The organism is Arthrobacter sp. zg-Y877, from assembly GCF_030373105.1.
GTDB lineage: Bacteria > Actinomycetota > Actinomycetes > Actinomycetales > Micrococcaceae > Arthrobacter_B.
The window spans coordinates 44,223-61,678 of sequence record NZ_JAUCPU010000003.1 but is presented as its reverse complement, the minus strand read 5'-3'; the positions used below and the strand labels follow the sequence as shown (position 1 = coordinate 61,678).

Genomic DNA, 17,456 nt, shown 5'->3' with positions numbered 1-17,456 from the left:
CTACACTGCGGGTGTGTCTTCGCCTCTGGGGGATTTCCTCATCCACCGCCGGTCCCAGCTCCAGCCGTCCGACGTCGGCCTCGGCAGCAACGGCCGGCGCCGCGTGCCCGGCCTCCGGCGGGAGGAAGTCGCGCTGCTGGCGGACGTCAGCGTCGACTACTACATGCGCCTGGAGCAGGGGCGGGAGCTGTCTCCCTCGGCCCAGGTGGCGGCAGGGATCGGCCGTGCGCTGCTGCTCGACGAGCACGGGCTCGCACATTTGTACCGCCTTGCCGGGTTGACCCCTCCGCGCACCACGGCCACCGACGCGACGGCGGACCCACAGCTGGTGGCCTTCCTCAATGAGTGGCCCGATCATCCCGCCGTTGTCCTCGGACAGGCCTTCGACGTCCTGGCCGCCAATCCTTTGGCGGAGGCACTGTTCCTGGGTTTCCGGCCCGGCCGCAATCTCCTGCAATCGGTTTTCCTCGACCCTGCCGCAGGCGCGCTGTACCGGGACTGGGATGTAGTCGCTGCGAGCATGGTGGCCGGCTTCAGGCTCCTGGAAGCCAGACAGCCGCATGATCCCCGGATCAGTACGGTCCGCGCGCAGATGCTGGCAGATCCCCGCTTCAATGCACTGTGGACAAGCCCCGACGTGCGCGGAGAGCGCCTGCGGTCCAAGCGCTTCCGGCACCCGGCAGCGGGGGATCTTGAGCTGCACCTCCAGGCTTTCGACGTCCGCGCATCAGCGGGGCAGGAACTGGTCCTCTACCGTGCCGAGCCGGGATCGGCTTCCGCCGCGGCCCTCAAGACACTGCAGGGGTCCATCTTCCCCTGAAGCCGGCGGCTCCACTTCCTCCGCCTTGTTGTCCCATTGCGCCGCGTAACGGGTAACGTTTTACCCATGGATTTCCAAAACCGCACGCTTCCCTTCGGCACCCTCGTCACCGCCATGCTGACCCCGTTTACCGAGGACGGGGACGTGGACTTCGACGCCACGGCTTACCTCGCGAACAAGCTGGTCGACGACGGCTGCGACGGCCTGGTGGTTTCCGGCACCACGGGCGAGACCTCCACCCTGGAGGACAGCGAGAAGGAAGACCTGTTCCGTGTGGTTGCCGAGACCGTAGGCGGCAGGGCCAAGGTCATTGCCGGAACCGGCACCAACCACACCTCCCACTCGGTGGAGATGGCCCGCCGGGCCGAGCGTGCCGGCGTCGACGGCCAGCTGGTGGTGACCCCGTATTACAACAAGCCCACGCAGGCGGGCGTGATCGCGCACTTCGACGCCGTCACTGCCGCCACCGACCTCCCGGTCATGGTCTACGACATTCCCGGACGTTCGGGGATTGCCCTGAGCACCTCCACCATCTTCAAGCTGGCGGAGAACCCCCGGATCCTGGCCCTGAAGGACGCGAAGGGCGACTTCGCCGGCATCACCCGGGTACTGGCCAACACCACCCTGGACGTGTACGCGGGCGACGACGGCCTGACCCTGCCCTGGATGGTGGCCGGGGCCGTCGGCGTCGTCAGCGTTTCCGCCCACGTGGCCACCGCGCAGTTCCGTGCCCTGGTTGATGCCGCGGCCGCCGGGGACTTCGCCACCGCCCGCCGGATCCACTTCGAACTGGACCCGGTGATCCGTGCGGTGATGACCCACATCCCCGGTACCGTCTCGGCCAAGCAGATCCTCGCGATGCAGAAGGTCATCCCCTCGGCCGCCGTCCGGCTGCCGCTGGTGGCGCCCGACGCCGTCGAGATGGAAGCCATCCTGACCGACCTTGCCGAAGCCGGCATGGACTTCTCCCGGACCGAGGCCTAGGCACCCATGAGCGAAACCGCCGGAACCGGCCTGCTGACCCCGCCGCCGCTGGAAGAAGGAACCCTCCGCATCGTCGCCCTGGGCGGGCTGGGGGAAATCGGCCGGAACATGGCCGTGTTCGAAATCGGCGGCAAGCTGCTCATCGTGGACTGCGGGGTGCTCTTCCCCGAAGAGACCCAGCCCGGCGTCGACCTGATCCTGCCGGACTTCTCCTACATCGAGGACCGGCTGGACGATGTGGTCGGCGTGGTGCTCACCCACGGGCACGAAGACCACATCGGCGCGGTGCCGTACCTGCTGCGGCTCAAGAACGACATTCCGCTGGTCGGCTCGCAGCTGACGCTGGCGCTCGTGGAAGCGAAACTGCAGGAACACCGCATCAAGCCGTTCTCCCTCACGGTCACCGAGGGACAGATCGAGCAGCTCGGCCCGTTCGAATGCGAATTCGTGGCGGTCAACCACTCCATCCCGGACGCGCTGGCGGTGTTTATCCGCACCGAGGCCGGCACCGTACTGCACACCGGCGACTTCAAGATGGACCAGCTGCCCCTGGACGGCAGGATCACGGACCTGCGCGCCTTCGCCCGCCTGGGCGAAGAGGGAGTGGACCTGTTTATGGCCGACTCCACCAATGCCGACGTGCCCGGGTTCACCACCGCCGAACGGGAAATTGGCCCGGTGCTGCAGGAACTCTTCGGCAAGGTGGACAAGCGCATCATCGTCGCCTCCTTCTCCTCGCACATCCACCGCGTGCAGCAGGTCCTCGACGCCGCCGCCGCGCACAACCGCTTTGTCTGCTTTGTCGGCCGGTCCATGGTGCGCAACATGGCCATCGCCGAAAAGCTCGGCTACCTGAACGTGCCCGAGGGTATCCTCGTGGACCTGAAGAACGTGGACGAACTGCCGGACAACAAGGTGGTGCTGATGTCCACCGGGTCCCAGGGCGAGCCCATGGCGGCACTGTCCCGGATGGCCAACGGGGACCACCGCATCCGCATCGGCAAGGGGGACACGGTCATCCTCGCCTCGTCCCTGATCCCGGGCAACGAAAACGCCGTGTTCCGCGTGATCAACGGCCTCATGCGCCTCGGTGCCGACGTCGTGCACAAGGGCAACGCGAAAATCCACGTCTCCGGGCACGCCGCAGCCGGGGAACTGCTCTACTGCTACAACATCCTCCGGCCGAAAAACGCCATGCCGGTGCACGGCGAAACCCGCCACCTGATCGCCAACGGCCGGCTGGCGGCCGCCACCGGTGTCCCGGAACAGAACATCATCCTGGCCGACGACGGCACCGTCGTGGACCTGCGGGACGGCAAGGCCCGCGTGGTGGGGGAAGTGGAGTGCGGCTTCGTGTATGTGGACGGCTCCAGCGTCGGCGCGATTACCGACACCGACCTGAAGGACCGGCGGATCCTCAGCGAGGAAGGCTTCATTTCCATCATTTCCGTGGTGAACCGCAGCACCGGCACGATCGTTTCCGGGCCCGAGATCCACGCCCGCGGGTTCGCCGAGGGCGACGCAGTGTTTGACGAGATCATCCCGAAGATCAGCGCGGCCCTGGAGGAAGCGGTGCGGTCCAACACGGACCACACCACCTACCAGCTGCAGCAGGTGGTCCGGCGGGTAGTCGGCACCTGGGTCAACCGGCGGCTCCGGCGCCGGCCCATGATCGTGCCGGTGGTGGTCGAGGCTTAGCGCCGGCCGTGGTAGGCGGCCCGAAAGTTCTCCCCAAGCCGTTCCGGGCCGCGTAAATCCGGGGAACCGGGGGCGCCATCGGGTAGCGTGGCTCGTATGGCGACTCGTACTTCCCCTGCCGCAGGCAGCGGTGCTTCCGGCCGGACAACGGCCCGGAGCTCCGGCGGCAACTCAGGCAAGACTTCAGGCAAAGGCAGCTCACGCGGCGGATCCGGAGGCCGGGGGACCTCCACCTCGCGCCAGGCGCCCCCGGACCAGCTGCCCCTGCCGCTGCGTGCCGTCGAGAGCGCCTGGATGGGTATTTCCCGCATTGCCGGCGGCGGTGTCCGCAAACTCGGCGCCGATGTTTCCCCCGACTACGAGATCCGCCGCGACGGCACCGGCTTCTTCCTGATCCTGCTTGCCCTGGCCGTGGCCACCGTGGAGTGGTGGGCCCTGCGGGGACCGGTCGCCGACGTTATCCACGCCGGTGCTGCCGGAACGGTCGGCTGGATGGCAGTGGTGCTGCCCTTTATGCTCACCACCGGAGCCATCCGCCTGTTCCGCTACCCGGAGCGCCACCGCGCCAACAGCAGGATCAGCATCGGCCTGGTCATTATGCTGCTGGCCGGTTCGGGCATCACCCACATCATCGGCGGCCTGCCCGCCCTGTCGGACGGGTTCGACCGGCTCTGGGTCTCCGGCGGCATTGTCGGCTTCCTGGTTGCCGGGCCGCTCTCCGCAGTCCTCACCCAATGGCCGGTGCTGGTGCTCCTGGCTTTCCTGGCGTTCGTGAGTATCCTCATCGTCACGGCCACGCCGTTCCGCCACATACCGCTGCGCCTGCGGGCGCTTTATGAACACCTGATGGGCCAGGACCTGGCCCCGGATGATCCTGAAGCGCACGACCAGAGCTACCTGTACGGCGCGCCCAAACCGGAGAAGGTCCGCAAGCCGCGCAAGAGCCGGCGCGAGAAGGAAGCCGAGGCCGCCGCGCTGGAAGGCTTCGCCGGCGACGAAGCGTTCGAACGTGCCCTGCTGCAGGACGAAGAAGAGGAAGCGGCAGCCGCCGCAGCCGCTTCCGCACCGGCCGTTCCGCCGGGGGTCCGCCGCCCTACGCAGGCCGAACTCGCCACCCAGAAGATCCGCCGCAACCAGGGCCTGCCCGTCGACGGGGACATCGACTCGGCCGAGCCGCCCACGGAAGCCATCAGCACGGTTCCCGGGGCCACCGAGGTCCTGAACCTGGCCGCGGTCCCGCCGGTACCGCCCGTACCCTCCCGGGCCGTGCAGCCGGTACCGCCGTCCACCCCCATCCCGCAGCGCACCGAGCAGCTGCAGCTTTCCGGCGACATCACCTATACGCTGCCGCCGTCGGACTTCCTGCCCCCGGGCCCTCCCGCAAAGGAGCGCTCGGAAGCCAATGACGCCGTCGTCGCTGCCCTGACGCACACGCTTGAGCAGTTCAACGTTGACGCCAAGGTCACCGGTTTCTCCCGCGGTCCGACGGTCACCCGCTACGAGATCGAACTGGGTGACGGCACCAAGGTGGAGCGGGTGACCGCGCTGTCCAAGAACATTGCCTACGCCGTGGCCAGCTCCGACGTGCGTATCCTCTCGCCCATTCCCGGCAAGTCCGCGATCGGCATCGAAATTCCGAATGCGGACAAGGAAGTTGTGGCCCTGGGCGACGTCCTGCGGTCCAACTCCGCCCGGAAGACCGAACATCCCATGGTGATGGGTGTCGGCAAGGACGTCGAAGGCGGCTTCGTCGTGGCCAACCTGGCCAAGATGCCCCACCTGCTGGTGGCCGGCGCCACCGGTGCCGGTAAATCCTCCTTCGTGAACTCCATGATCACGTCCATCCTGATGCGCTCCACCCCGGACGAGGTCCGCATGGTGATGGTGGATCCCAAGCGCGTGGAACTGACCGCGTACGAGGGCGTCCCGCACCTGATCACCCCCATCATCACCAACCCGAAGAAGGCAGCCGAAGCGCTGCAGTGGGTGGTCCGCGAAATGGACACCCGCTATGACGACCTCGCGAACTTCGGGTTCAAGCACATCGACGACTTCAACAAGGCCGTCCGCAACGGCAAGGTAGTGCCGCCGGCCGGCTCCAAGCGGGTCGTCCGGCCCTACCCGTACCTGCTGGTCATCGTGGACGAGCTTGCCGACCTGATGATGGTCGCCCCCCGGGACGTCGAAGACTCGATCGTGCGCATCACCCAGCTTGCCCGTGCCGCCGGCATCCACCTGGTGCTGGCCACCCAGCGGCCCTCGGTCGACGTCGTTACCGGCCTGATCAAGGCCAACGTGCCCTCACGTATGGCCTTCGCGACGTCGTCGGTCACCGACTCCCGCGTGGTCCTGGACCAGCCCGGCGCGGAAAAGCTCCTGGGCCAGGGTGACGCCCTGTTCCTGCCGATGGGATCCAACAAGCCCATCCGTGTGCAGGGTGCCTGGGTCACCGAGTCGGAGATCCACCGGGTCGTGGAGCACGTCAAGAACCAGCTCCAGGCCGTCTACCGCGACGACGTCACGGTCACGGCGCCCAAAAAGCAGATCGACGACGATATTGGAGACGACCTCGACGTCCTGCTGCAGGCGACCGAACTGGTGGTGACCACCCAGTTCGGGTCCACCTCCATGCTCCAGCGGAAACTGCGCGTCGGCTTCGCCAAGGCCGGACGGCTCATGGACCTGCTCGAGTCCCGCGGCGTCGTCGGACCGTCCGAGGGCTCCAAGGCCCGCGACGTGCTCGTCAAGCCGGATGACCTGGCTGCCACTCTCGCCGCCATCAGCGGCGGGGAAGCTCCGGCGGCATCCGGGGGAGTCGACGCCGGTGCGCTGGCGGACAACGCCAACGCCAACCACGGCTTCGACCCCGACGGTCCGGTGGACCTGGTCGCCGCAGACCTGGACGGCCGCCCGCAGGTGACCGAATACCACGACGGCGCGGACGACCCGGACGGCTCCGAAGACGCATGGAACCTCACCGGCCGGTGAATCTTCGCTACGCTGAAGGCGTGAGCAATTCTCCTACCGAGAGGGTCCCGACCCTCAATATCGCCAATGCACTGACCGTCGCGCGGATCCTGATGGTCCCGCTCTTTATCTGGTTCCTTGCGGCCGACGACGGCCGTGACGGCCTGTTCCGCTGGCTCGCCGTGGCAACGTTCGCGGTCGCCATCTACACCGACAAGCTCGACGGCGATATTGCCCGCAGCCGCGGACTGATTACCGACTTCGGCAAGATCGCCGATCCGATCGCCGACAAGCTGCTGATCGGCTCGGCTCTGGTCATGCTGTCTTTGCTGGGGGAGCTGTGGTGGTGGGTAACCATCGTCATCCTCGTCCGCGAACTCGGCATCACACTGATGCGCTTCGTGGTGATCCGGTACGGGGTTATGGCAGCCTCCCGTGGCGGCAAACTGAAGACCGTTGTCCAGACGTTCGCCATCTTTGTGTTCCTGCTTCCCCTCACCGCGTGGCTGGGTGCCTGGGCCTGGTGGATCGGTGCCGTGCTCATGGCTGCCGCCCTTGTGATCACCGTGGTGACCGGCGTCGACTATGTCCTGCAGGCAGTGAAGCTTCGGCGGGCCGGTAAGCGCGGATGAACCTGCCGCCGGACGCCGTTCCGGCGGGAGAAGTCCTTGCCGCAGCGCGCCGGGCGGGGCTGACCGTCGCCACCGCCGAATCCCTGACAGCCGGGATGCTGTGCGCCGAACTGGGGTCGGTTCCCGGTGCGTCGTCCGTTTTGCAGGGCGGCGTGGTCGCGTATCAAAATAGTGTCAAGCTTTCCGTCCTCGGGGTTCCGGCGGAGCTCCTGGCAGAAGCCGGATCCGTCGACGGAAGGGTTGCCGGGCACATGGCGGCCGGAGCGCGGCGTGTCCTTGGCGCCGACGTCGGGGTGTCCACCACCGGGGCGGCCGGGCCTGAGGCACACGACGGGAAGCCGGTTGGTACCGTGTTCGTGGGGATAGCCACTTCCGAAGGAACAGCCTTCCGGGAATTCCATTTTTCCGGGGACCGCACGGCCATCCGCACGGCGGCATGCGAAGCAGCGCTGTCTCTGCTGGCGACAGCACTGGACCGGTAGCAAAGCGGGAGGCGGCCAGGCCGGGAACAAAACCGGCAGGGCTTCAGTTGTTAGTATCAGGAACCGCCAAGGTTCTTTTATTACGATCTTTGGATAGGCCTGCGGTACCGCCGCAGTCCGCACTCACAGGGAGCAGGACGATACACATGGTTAAGCAACCCGTATCCGTGAACGGCGTGGTCCGCTGGCGGGATGTAGGGTTGGCGGAAGACGCACACCGGGAGCCTAAGGAGCGCAAGATGGTAGTTCTTCGTCACGAGATTGGTGATGTTCTCCGCGACGTGCGCCAGCGCCAGGGCCGTACCCTGCGTGAGGTGTCACATAGTGCCCGTGTCTCTCTCGGCTACCTCAGCGAGGTGGAGCGCGGACAGAAGGAAGCGTCATCCGAACTCCTGTCCTCAATCTGCAGTGCCCTCGATGTGCCCTTGTCCCTGATGCTCCGCGAGGTCAGCGACCGGGTGGCCAGCGCCGAAGGCGTGGCAATTCCAGATACCGTACCGTCGGAGTTTTCCCGGGAGTTCGCGCGCGAATTTCCCGAAGACCTGGCACGGGACCTGGCCCGCACATCCTAGTACCACACCCCGCAGTGCTGCTTCCAGGCCGGAGCTAACCGGCTGCAGCGGCAGCGCTGCCCCATAGACATACCCCTGATGCCGCGGCAGCGGGGCGATATACAGTAAAGACCCCCGCAGATAGGGTGCCTGCGGGGGTCTGCTCTGTCCGGCTGCCGGTGCTGGTCAGCTGCGGTTCTCATTCCGGCTTGGGTTCTCATCCTGGTCTGCGGTGCCGTCCGGTGCGCTGCCGCCGCTGCCGTCGTTGTCCTCAGCGGGCTGTTTATCCGCCTGGCCGGCGGCGGGCCGGACCGAGGCATTCAGCTTGTGCAGCAGCCGGACCAGGGTCTGCAGCTCCTCCGTTTCCCACCCGGTCCACGTCCGGCGGAAGTGCTCCTTGCGCGCCGTAGCCGTACCCTCCAGCCGGGAAGCGCCCACCTCCGTGAGGTTGATCGGCTGGGCCCGCCCGTCCACCGGATCCGTATGTTTTTCCACGAGCCCCAGCGTCTGCAGCATCGCGACCTGGCGGCTCAGCGACGGCTTACCCACGCCTACCGCTGCGGCGAGGTCCGTCAGGCGCATTGGGCCCTGCTGATGCAGCAGAACCATGAGGCCGTAGGCGGAAGGTTCCATGTCCGGATGAACCTCCCGGGCCATCCCGAGCGAGCTGGCCCGGGCTCTGCGCCACAGCACACTGAGTTCCTGCTCCAGGTCCTCGATCGCTGCGTCGGTGCTCCGTTCGGCGCCGTCGGGTGCCCCTGCGGGACCGGATGTCTCGGTCATCCTCCATTGTAGGATCGGGGGTTCCGGTGCGGCACCGTAAAACGTCCGCCATGGGGGAGCGCAGCCCGGTTCGCTGCCGGGTTTCGTGCGTGAGAGGATTAATCGATGCGTATCAGTGACTTCTGGCGGCTTATGGATGACGAGTTCGGACCGGCCTACTCACGCGTCCTCGCAGCGGACCTGGTCCTCGGCCAGCTGGGCGGTGTGACCGCCGCCCGGGCACTCGAAAAGGGCCTGGAGCCCAAATCGGTGTGGCTGGCAGTCTGCGAGATCCAGGACGTGCCGCCGGAACGCCGGCTGGGCCGGGACATCAAGCCGAAGGCCAACTAGTTCCGGAAAAGCCGGACATCGGCGGGAACAGACACGCCGGGCCGGTATTCGAATATTTGTTCGGATAAAGATATGCTCCTACACAGGGGCCGGTCCTGGCGGATGCGGCCCGGGGATATCCACAAGATAATGAGTAATACGTTCCGGTCAGCCGTTTTGTCAGTGCCGCCGGATAGGGTCGTAGATAAGAAATGACGACCGGCCTACGGGCCGCCCACAACCACAACACGAGGTGAAGAATGGCTGCTCCAGCCGACCGCGCAAAAGCCCTAGAGGCAGCGCTGGCCCAGATCGACAAGAATTACGGCAAGGGCTCGATCATGCGCCTGGGCGACGAGGTCCGCGCCCCCGCCGAAACGATTTCCACCAGCTCCGTCGCGTTGGATGTGGCGCTGGGCATTGGCGGCCTGCCGCGCGGCCGCGTGGTGGAGATCTACGGTCCGGAATCCTCCGGTAAGACCACCCTGGCCCTCCATGTGGTGGCTAATGCGCAGAAGAACGGCGGCATCGCCGCGTTCATCGACGCCGAGCACGCCCTGGACCCCATTTACGCCGCCAAGCTGGGCGTGGATACGGATTCACTGCTCGTGTCGCAGCCGGACACCGGTGAGCAGGCCCTGGAAATCATGGACATGCTGATCGGTTCCGGTTCGGTCGACGTCGTGGTCATTGACTCCGTTGCCGCACTGGTTCCGCGCGCCGAAATCGAAGGCGATATGGGCGACAGCCACGTTGGCCTCCAGGCCCGGCTGATGAGCCAGGCGCTGCGTAAGATCGCCGGCCGCCTGAGCCACACCAACACCACTGCAATCTTCATCAACCAGCTGCGTGAAAAGATCGGCGTCTTCTTCGGCAGCCCGGAAACCACCACCGGCGGTAAGGCACTGAAGTTCTACGCCTCCGTCCGGATCGATGTCCGCCGCATCGAGACGCTGAAGGAAGGCACCAACCCGGTTGGTAACCGCACCCGTGCCAAGATCGTCAAGAACAAGATGGCTCCGCCCTTCAAGCAGGCTGAGTTCGACATCATGTACGGCGTTGGCATTTCCCGCGAGGGCGGTTTGATCGACATGGGTGTGGAACACGGCCTGGTCAAGAAGTCCGGTGCCTGGTTCACCTATGACGGCGACCAGCTGGGCCAGGGCAAGGAAAACTCCCGCAACTTCCTCAAGGACAATCCGGATCTGGCGGACGAGCTGGAGCGGCGTATCCGCGAAAAGCTGGGGATCGGCGTTCCCGCCGCCGAAACTCCGGCAACACCCAAGCTGAAGGCAGTCGGAAAGGACTCCTAGCAGTCCACGTTCCTGCAGCCACGGGAGGCCGCCCGCACGCGCGTGCGGCCTTCCCGTGGCATGGCGAACCCGGACTGCTGGCTCCTGACTGCTGACTCCTGACTGCCCAGGGCCTTGGAGTAGATACCTATGAATACCCCGCAGCACGAGACCCTCGCGGAATTGAAGCAGCGGCTCGCCGACATCCAGGCCCGGACGGCCGAAGCGGAAACCCCCGGCGGGGTAGTCCGCCCCGGAGACGCCCCTGCTGCGGACGAGGCGAAGACAGCCCCCATGACAGCCCGTGGTGCGGCAGACGCCGGCACCACCAAGCGTGCCCGCCGCCGGAAGCCGCAGTCCAGCACGCCGGAAGCCTTCAAGGAAGACGGATTCGGCGAGGAAGCCCCCGCCGATGAACCGTGGGGTGAACCCGGGACGACCACCCGCAAGCGGGGAGGGAGAAAATCCGGTTCCGGCCGACAGGGCTGGGGGCGGCAGGATGCCGCCGGGGACAGTCCGGACCCGACCCCCGAGGACCAGTTCACCGGGTCGGAGGGGGAGGATCCCCTGACCCCGGAGGAAGCCTATGCAGAGGCGAAGGCGATAGTCCTGCGCCAGCTCACGGCCGCTCCCAAAAGCCGCCGGCAGCTCGAAACCAAGCTTGCCGAACGGGACATTCCAGCCGATGCCGCAGCTGCAGTCCTGGACCGCTTCGAAGAAATCCAGCTGGTTGACGATGCCGAGTTCGCCCGCTTATGGGTCCGCAGCAGGTCGCAGAGCAAGTCGCTCGCCCGCGGCGCCCTGCGGCGTGAACTGACGGAAAAGGGTATCGCCCCGGATCTGGCTGCGGAGGCGCTTGAACAGGTCAGCGCCGATGATGAACTGGAGGCGGCCCGCGCCCTGGCCCGGAAAAAACTCCAGAGTTCCGCCGATCTTTCAGACCGCGGCGTGCGCGATAAGCAAACCCGCCGCCTGGTGGGAATGCTGGCCCGGAAAGGCTATTCGCCCTCGCTGGGTTTCCGCGTGGCCGGTGAAGTGATCAGCGAAGCACGGGACAACGGGAGCGGCTCCGTCTAAGCTCCCGGAACAGCCCCCCGGACGCATGGGCTTTTGCAGTGGTGTCAATTCGACGCGCCGTATCGTATGCTGTGCCGACTATGTTAAAGATGAGGTTGGCGGGGCCCCTGTTGCATACGGCGGAACGATCCCCCAGATTGCGGCTCCGGTCGGTTCCACTCTATGCAGCGCTTCTCAGCGGCGTTCTTGCCTCGGCGGTGCTCACGGCGGCGCCCGTTTCCGCTGCCGACCCGTACCCCTCCTGGGAAGACATCCAGCAGGCAAAGTCCTCCGAATCGGCCAAAGCCGCCGAAGCCGACAAGCTTGAAGGCCTGCTGACCGGACTGCGCGAGGAGGCAGGCAGTCTTGGCGATGCCGCCGTGACGGCCAGGAGCCGCTACAACGCGGCGAAGGACGCCCTGGCTGCCAGCGACAAGGAACTCGCCTCGCTGGCTGCGCAAAAGGAGGCAGCCGCGGGGCGCTCGGCAGAGTTGCTGCGCCAAGTCGCCGCTCTCGCAGCCCAGACCTACAAGACCGGGGGCGCGGCATCGGACAGCACAGCCTTGCTGCTGCTCGACCCCGAGGCCTCGGCTGATGCGCTGCACGGCGCGGACCTGATGGACCGGGTCTCGTCGCGGGCAGGGAACCTGTACGCCGAAGCCATGGCGGCGGAAAAAATTGCCGCCGGGCTGGGGGAACAGGAACAGCAGGCCCGGAACGTCCGTGCCGGGCTGGCCGCTGACGCAGAGCGGGCGCTGGACGACGCAGGAGCTTCCGCAGCCGCCGCCGGCAAGGCCGTGGAGGAAGAAGAAGCCCGGAAGTCTCAGCTGCTCGCCCAGCTGGCGGACCTGCACGGCAGTACTGCCGAGGCGGAGGAAGCACGGCTGCGGGGGATAGCGGCTGAAAAGGCATTTGCAGAGCAGCAGGCCGCAGCCGAGCGGGCGGCACGTGCCGCGGGATCCGGCCAGGCCGGTCAACCGGGTCAGCCGGGGAAGCCGGGGGCACCAATCCAACCGGCCGCCCCTGCTCCGGCGCCTGCACCCGTTCCGGCTCCCGCTCCGGCACCCGCTCCCGCCCCGGTTCAACCCGCGCCGGCGCCTGCCCCGGTACAGCCGGTGGATGATCCGGCAGGGGCACAGAACTACGCTGCAGGGCTCATGGGTGCCTACGGCTGGGACTCCAATGAGTTCCGCTGCCTGGTGAATCTTTGGAACCGGGAGTCGAATTGGCGTACGAGTGCGGATAACCCCTACAGCGACGCCTACGGTATCCCGCAGTCCCTGCCCGGCAGCAAGATGGCCACCCACGGCGCCGACTGGCAAACGAACTACCGGACCCAGATCAACTGGGGACTGGACTACATCAAATGGCGCTATAAAGCTCCATGCGGTGCATGGGCCCACTCAGAGCAGGTCAACTGGTACTAGCCGCCTACCTGCTGCGGCCCACCACGCTACCTGCACCAAGTCAATAACGCCGTTACCGTTTTGAGACTTTTCCCAGAAAACTCCGATAGCGTCCTGCGCTTGTGACCTCATTAGACTCTTCGCGACGTGAACAGACCCGTATCCGGCGAGCCCTGCGGCGACGCCGGCGGCTTGGCTTCGGTGCAGCAACAGCGGCCGGCTCCCTGGCGGTTCTGGGGATTTCCGGAACTGTCCTTGGCACCGCAGGGGGCACGATGCGGGCCGCCGCTGGTATCCAGCTGGTGAACCTTGCCGGGCCGCTGGTCGCCAACGATGCGGCGGGATCCGGTGAGGCAGCCAAAGATGAGGCGTCCAACGATGCGGCGGCAGAAGCGGCGCGGCCGGAGGATGGCCGCGGCGGTGGCATTGCGCCGGACCCGGCCGCCGCGGGAGCAGCCACCAACGCTCCCGGTCCGGAACCGGAGGCCGGAGCTGAAGGGGAGCTGAGCGTCATGGCAATGCCGACGGCGGAGGAGGAGCAGCGGAAGGCAGCAGCTGAGGCTCAAGCGCAGCAGGCTGCCCAGGAGGCCGCCGCCCGTGCCGCGGTGCCCGTGGACGATCCCGCCGCAGCAAAGGCCTACGCCGCGTCGGCCTTGCCGGCCCGGGGCTGGGACGCCTCCCAGCTGACCTGCCTGGACAAGTTGTGGACCAAGGAGTCGGAGTGGTTGACCAGTGCAGTCAACCCCAGCAGCGGTGCCTACGGTATTGCGCAGTCCCTGCCCGCCGAGAAGATGGCATTGTCCGGGGAGGATTGGAACGTCAACTTCCAGACCCAGATCACCTGGGGGCTGGAGTACATCTCCTCCCGGTACGGCAGTCCCTGCAGTGCGCTCACTTTCCATTACGCGAATAACTGGTACTAGGGATAACTGGCACGGGGAAAATTGCCGCGGGGCATACCGGGCGGCACCGCTGTTCGACGTACCCTAGGAGGGTGAGTTTGACTGTTTCCTCTCCTGCCCCCGCGGCCCCTGCTGTGCAGCCCCGCACCTATGAGGTGCGCACCTTCGGCTGCCAGATGAACGTGCATGATTCGGAGCGTATTTCAGGGCTGCTGGAAGGCGCCGGTCTGGTGCCGTCCGACGGCGAACTGGCCGACGTCGTCGTGTTCAATACCTGTGCGGTGCGGGAGAACGCGGACAACAAGCTGTACGGCAACCTCGGCCTGCTGGCGCCGGTCAAGGAGAAACGGCCCGGAATGCAGATTGCCGTGGGCGGCTGCCTGGCCCAGAAGGACCGGGACACCATCCTGCGGAAGGCACCGTGGGTGGACGCAGTTTTCGGCACCCACAACATCGGCTCGCTGCCCGCCCTGCTGGAACGGGCACGGCACAATGCCACAGCCGAACTGGAAATCCTCGAATCACTGGATGTCTTTCCCTCCACCCTGCCCACCAAACGGGACTCCGTGTATTCGGGATGGGTCTCCATCTCCGTGGGCTGCAACAACACCTGCACCTTCTGCATCGTGCCCTCGCTGCGCGGCAAGGAACGGGACCGGCGGCCGGGGGAGATCCTGGCCGAAATCCGCGCCCTGGTGGACGACGGCGCCATCGAAGTCACGCTGCTGGGCCAGAATGTGAACTCCTACGGGGTGGAATTCGGGGACCGCGGGGCTTTCGCGAAGCTGCTGCGTGCCTGCGGAGACATCGAAGGGCTGGAACGTGTCCGGTTCACCAGCCCGCACCCCGCCGCATTTACCGACGACGTCATTGAAGCCATGGCCGAGACCCCCAACGTGATGCCGCAGCTGCACATGCCGCTGCAGTCCGGTTCGGACAAGGTCCTCAAGGACATGCGCCGCTCCTACCGCTCGAAGAAGTTCCTGGGCATCCTGGACCGGGTCCGGGAACGGATGCCGCACGCCGCCATTTCCACGGACATCATCGTTGGATTCCCGGGGGAGACGGAGGAGGACTTCTGCGCCACGCTCGACGTCGTCGAGCAGTCCCGTTTCGCGAACGCCTTCACCTTCCAGTACTCGAAGCGCCCGGGCACCCCGGCGGCCGAGCTTGCCGACCAGCTGCCCAAGGCTGTGGTGCAGGAACGGTATGAGCGCCTCACCGCACTGCAGGACCGGATTGCCGCAGAAGAAAACGCCAAGCAGATAGGCACCACGGTCGAGGTGATGGTCACTGCCGCGCCCGGCCGCAAGTCCGGTGAAACCGGGCGGCTCTCCGGACGTGCCCGGGACCAGCGCCTGGTGCATTTCTCGGTGCCCGACGGCGCGCCGGTGCCGCGCCCGGGTGACCTGGTGACCGTGCCCGTTACGGCTGCGGCTGCTTTCCATCTGATCTCCGACCCTGCCGGTCCGGCCGATTACTCCCTGCGGCGCTCACGGGCGGGCGATGCCTGGGACCGGTCGCTGGCCGAATCCTGCGGTGTGCCCGCCGGACCGGCAGCAGCCCGCAGCGGTGTGTCCCTGGGTATGCCGGCCCTGCCCCCGCGTTCCTGATGCATGTGAACCCTTCCGAAGCCGGCCGCGGAACCCCTGCAGTGCCTGACCTGGGCGGCACCGGACGCTCCGCCGCTGAACGTCCCGTGATCGCCGTCGTCGGCCCCACCGGCTCCGGTAAGTCCGATCTGGGTGTTGCCCTCGCGCTGGAACTCGGCGGGGAGGTGATCAATGCGGATTCGATGCAGTTCTACCGGGGCATGGATATCGGCACCGCGAAGATTACCGTCGCCGAGCGGCGCGGTGTGCCGCACCACCTGCTGGACATCCTGGATGTCACCGACGAGGCCAGCGTGTCGGCGTTCCAGGGCTCCGCGCGTGCCCTGATCGAAGAGATCCGGGGACGGGGAAACTTCCCTATCCTGGTGGGCGGTTCCGGCCTGTACGTCCGGGCTGCCCTGGATGTCCTGGAATTCCCGGGTACCGATCCCACTGTCCGTGCCGGCATCGAGGCCGAGCTGGAGGTCCTGGGCCTGCCGGCCCTGCAGGCGAGGCTCCGGGACGCGGACCCGGTGTCCGCCGAGCGGATCTCCGATGCCCGCCGGGTGGTGCGCGCCCTGGAAGTGTTTGAGCTGACCGGACGCCCGTTCAGTTCCTTCATGCCCGTGCGGGAGTATGTTTCACCCGCCGTACAGATTGGCCTGAGCGTGGAGCGGCCGGTGCTGCACGAGCGCCTGGCCCGCCGGGTGGACGCCATGGTCGACCAAGGGCTGCTCGAGGAGGTCCGGCGGCTGGAGCCGGCCGGGCTGCGGACGGGCCGCACGGCGTCGCGCGCCCTCGGCTACGCCCAGTTCCTCGCCGTCCTGGACGGGAAAGCCACCACTGCGGAGGCCGCCGAGGCCACTGTGATCGCAACCCGCCAGTTCGCCCGGCGGCAGCTGACCTGGTTCCGTGCCGATCCCCGGATCACCTGGCTGGACCATAACGACCCCGACCTGCTCAGCCATGCAGCGGCAGCCGTCCGGACGGCGTGCCCGCCCAGTATCCTAGAGAAGTGACCAACACTTCTTCCGTCTCCGCTGCTTCCCTGTCCGCCTCCGGCTTTCCCGCTTCTCTTTCCGGACTGCCCTTCGCGAAGGGACACGGCACGGGCAACGACTTTGTGCTGGTAGCCGATCCCGGGGGTACCCGTGAATTGTCCGCCGGAGACGTCGCCGCTGTCTGCGACCGGCACCGCGGCGTAGGTGCCGACGGTTTCATCCGCGCCGTCCGCTCTGAGCATGTCCCCGAAGGCCGCGCCCTGCTGCAGACGGCTCCCGAGGCGGAATGGTTTATGGACTACCGCAACTCGGACGGCAGCGTCTCGGAGATGTGCGGCAACGGAGTCCGTGTGTTTGTGCACTTCCTGCTGGCCGAGAATCTGGTGGAACTGGCGGAAGGCGCAAGCCTGGTCATCGGCACCCGCGCCGGCCTCAAGACCGTCACCCGGACGGCCGGCGGCTACGCGGTGGACATGGGCCCCTGGGAGTTCATCTACCCCGACCACGCGGCGGCCAAATCCATGGATACCGTCGTGGACGCGGACGGGCTCGAAGTTCCCCGGCCCGGCCTCTCGGTCAGCATGGGCAACCCGCACACGGTAGTGGCCCTTGCCGAACTGAAGGAACTCGCAGCGACCAATCTGGCCAAGGCACCGTCGGTGCAGCCCGAGCCCGCCAACGGAACCAACGTGGAGTTTGTGGTGCCCGCCGAGCCGCTCGTGGAAGACGGCGTGGGACTGGTGACCATGCGCGTGCACGAACGCGGAGTGGGTGAAACCCTCTCCTGCGGCACGGGGGCCTGCGCCGCCGCCGTCGCCACCCGGTTCTGGGCCGGACCGGAAGCACCGGATGCGTGGGCCGTGACCGTACCGGGCGGCGTCGTCGGCGTCCGTTTCCTTACCGGTCCCGAGGGGCGCGAACATGTGGAACTGAGCGGGCCCGCCGTGCTCGTGGCCCGCGGAGTCCTGCTCTAGGCCCCGC

At 66.8% G+C, this 17,456-nt stretch carries 16 protein-coding genes; 15 read left to right on the top strand and 1 reads right to left on the bottom strand.

Annotated elements, in window-relative coordinates:
• Positions 1–13 precede the first annotated feature (13 nt).
• The 7 genes from QNO03_RS07760 to QNO03_RS07730 all read left to right on the top strand — a co-directional run bounded on the left by QNO03_RS07760 (position 14) and on the right by QNO03_RS07730 (position 8,155).
• On the top strand, positions 14–820 hold the full coding sequence (locus QNO03_RS07760) for a helix-turn-helix transcriptional regulator (protein ID WP_289602872.1): 807 nt from the start codon (positions 14–16) through the stop codon (positions 818–820).
• A gap of 66 nt (positions 821–886) precedes the next feature.
• Positions 887–1,804, top strand: coding sequence for a 4-hydroxy-tetrahydrodipicolinate synthase (gene dapA, locus QNO03_RS07755; protein ID WP_229950097.1), 918 nt, complete (start codon positions 887–889; stop codon positions 1,802–1,804).
• 6 nt (positions 1,805–1,810) lie between these two features.
• Entirely contained in the window at positions 1,811–3,502 is a 1,692-nt protein-coding gene (locus QNO03_RS07750; protein ID WP_229950099.1) for a ribonuclease J, read from the top strand.
• A 96-nt stretch (positions 3,503–3,598) separates the two neighbouring features.
• On the top strand, positions 3,599–6,490 hold the full coding sequence (locus QNO03_RS07745) for an FtsK/SpoIIIE family DNA translocase (RefSeq protein ID WP_289602871.1): 2,892 nt from the start codon (positions 3,599–3,601) through the stop codon (positions 6,488–6,490).
• Complete coding sequence (gene pgsA, locus QNO03_RS07740) at positions 6,469–7,101, top strand: CDP-diacylglycerol--glycerol-3-phosphate 3-phosphatidyltransferase (protein WP_442860278.1); 633 nt, start codon at positions 6,469–6,471, stop codon at positions 7,099–7,101. The genes QNO03_RS07745 and pgsA overlap by 22 nt, the downstream gene beginning before the upstream one ends.
• On the top strand, positions 7,098–7,583 hold the full coding sequence (locus tag QNO03_RS07735; RefSeq protein WP_289602870.1) for a CinA family protein: 486 nt from the start codon (positions 7,098–7,100) through the stop codon (positions 7,581–7,583). Before pgsA ends, QNO03_RS07735 begins: the two co-directional genes overlap by 4 nt.
• Before the next feature lie 146 nt (positions 7,584–7,729).
• Positions 7,730–8,155, top strand: a complete 426-nt coding sequence (locus tag QNO03_RS07730) for a helix-turn-helix domain-containing protein (protein WP_269437869.1) — start codon at positions 7,730–7,732, stop codon at positions 8,153–8,155.
• Positions 8,156–8,320: 165 nt separating this feature from the next.
• On the opposite strand, the gene QNO03_RS07725 is transcribed toward QNO03_RS07730, so the two are convergent.
• On the bottom strand, positions 8,321–8,917 hold the full coding sequence (locus tag QNO03_RS07725) for a MarR family winged helix-turn-helix transcriptional regulator (protein ID WP_289602869.1): 597 nt from the start codon (positions 8,915–8,917) through the stop codon (positions 8,321–8,323).
• Between the two features lie 105 nt (positions 8,918–9,022).
• Between QNO03_RS07725 and QNO03_RS07720 the strand changes: the two genes are divergently transcribed.
• The 8 genes from QNO03_RS07720 to dapF all read left to right on the top strand — a co-directional run bounded on the left by QNO03_RS07720 (position 9,023) and on the right by dapF (position 17,449).
• Positions 9,023–9,247 (top strand): DUF3046 domain-containing protein, encoded by a 225-nt coding sequence (locus QNO03_RS07720; RefSeq protein ID WP_289602868.1) that lies wholly within the window; start codon positions 9,023–9,025, stop codon positions 9,245–9,247.
• Positions 9,248–9,486: 239 nt separating this feature from the next.
• The gene (recA, locus tag QNO03_RS07715; RefSeq protein WP_229950108.1) at positions 9,487–10,539 is read left to right on the top strand and encodes a recombinase RecA; all 1,053 of its coding nucleotides are present in this window, start codon (positions 9,487–9,489) and stop codon (positions 10,537–10,539) included.
• A gap of 129 nt (positions 10,540–10,668) precedes the next feature.
• Positions 10,669–11,595 (top strand): regulatory protein RecX, encoded by a 927-nt coding sequence (locus QNO03_RS14645; protein WP_354003889.1) that lies wholly within the window; start codon positions 10,669–10,671, stop codon positions 11,593–11,595.
• A 137-nt stretch (positions 11,596–11,732) separates the two neighbouring features.
• Positions 11,733–13,001: an aggregation-promoting factor C-terminal-like domain-containing protein gene (locus QNO03_RS07705; protein WP_289602867.1), complete on the top strand. Its 1,269-nt coding sequence runs from the start codon at positions 11,733–11,735 to the stop codon at positions 12,999–13,001.
• 101 nt (positions 13,002–13,102) lie between these two features.
• The gene (locus tag QNO03_RS07700) at positions 13,103–13,903 is read left to right on the top strand and encodes an aggregation-promoting factor C-terminal-like domain-containing protein (RefSeq protein WP_289602866.1); all 801 of its coding nucleotides are present in this window, start codon (positions 13,103–13,105) and stop codon (positions 13,901–13,903) included.
• A gap of 71 nt (positions 13,904–13,974) precedes the next feature.
• Positions 13,975–15,495, top strand: coding sequence for a tRNA (N6-isopentenyl adenosine(37)-C2)-methylthiotransferase MiaB (gene miaB / locus QNO03_RS07695; RefSeq protein WP_289602865.1), 1,521 nt, complete (start codon positions 13,975–13,977; stop codon positions 15,493–15,495).
• Positions 15,495–16,493, top strand: coding sequence for a tRNA (adenosine(37)-N6)-dimethylallyltransferase MiaA (gene miaA / locus QNO03_RS07690; RefSeq protein ID WP_502874561.1), 999 nt, complete (start codon positions 15,495–15,497; stop codon positions 16,491–16,493). The genes miaB and miaA overlap by 1 nt, the downstream gene beginning before the upstream one ends.
• Positions 16,490–17,449 (top strand): diaminopimelate epimerase, encoded by a 960-nt coding sequence (gene dapF / locus QNO03_RS07685; RefSeq protein ID WP_289602864.1) that lies wholly within the window; start codon positions 16,490–16,492, stop codon positions 17,447–17,449. Before miaA ends, dapF begins: the two co-directional genes overlap by 4 nt.
• The last annotated feature ends 7 nt before the right edge of the window (positions 17,450–17,456 follow it).

What these genes read in the sequence shown, in the direction of transcription:
- dapA (WP_229950097.1), top strand. Translation starts at nt 887, where the DNA reads ATGGATTTCCAAAACCGCACGCTTCCCTTCGGCACCCTCGTCACCGCC.
- QNO03_RS07750 (WP_229950099.1), top strand. Translation starts at nt 1,811, where the DNA reads ATGAGCGAAACCGCCGGAACCGGCCTGCTGACCCCGCCGCCGCTGGAA.
- QNO03_RS07745 (WP_289602871.1), top strand. Translation starts at nt 3,599, where the DNA reads ATGGCGACTCGTACTTCCCCTGCCGCAGGCAGCGGTGCTTCCGGCCGG.
- pgsA (WP_442860278.1), top strand. Translation starts at nt 6,469, where the DNA reads ATGGAACCTCACCGGCCGGTGAATCTTCGCTACGCTGAAGGCGTGAGC.
- QNO03_RS07735 (WP_289602870.1), top strand. Translation starts at nt 7,098, where the DNA reads ATGAACCTGCCGCCGGACGCCGTTCCGGCGGGAGAAGTCCTTGCCGCA.
- QNO03_RS07730 (WP_269437869.1), top strand. Translation starts at nt 7,730, where the DNA reads ATGGTTAAGCAACCCGTATCCGTGAACGGCGTGGTCCGCTGGCGGGAT.
- QNO03_RS07725 (WP_289602869.1), bottom strand. Translation starts at nt 8,917, where the DNA reads ATGACCGAGACATCCGGTCCCGCAGGGGCACCCGACGGCGCCGAACGG.
- QNO03_RS07720 (WP_289602868.1), top strand. Translation starts at nt 9,023, where the DNA reads ATGCGTATCAGTGACTTCTGGCGGCTTATGGATGACGAGTTCGGACCG.
- recA (WP_229950108.1), top strand. Translation starts at nt 9,487, where the DNA reads ATGGCTGCTCCAGCCGACCGCGCAAAAGCCCTAGAGGCAGCGCTGGCC.
- QNO03_RS14645 (WP_354003889.1), top strand. Translation starts at nt 10,669, where the DNA reads ATGAATACCCCGCAGCACGAGACCCTCGCGGAATTGAAGCAGCGGCTC.
- miaA (WP_502874561.1), top strand. Translation starts at nt 15,495, where the DNA reads ATGCATGTGAACCCTTCCGAAGCCGGCCGCGGAACCCCTGCAGTGCCT.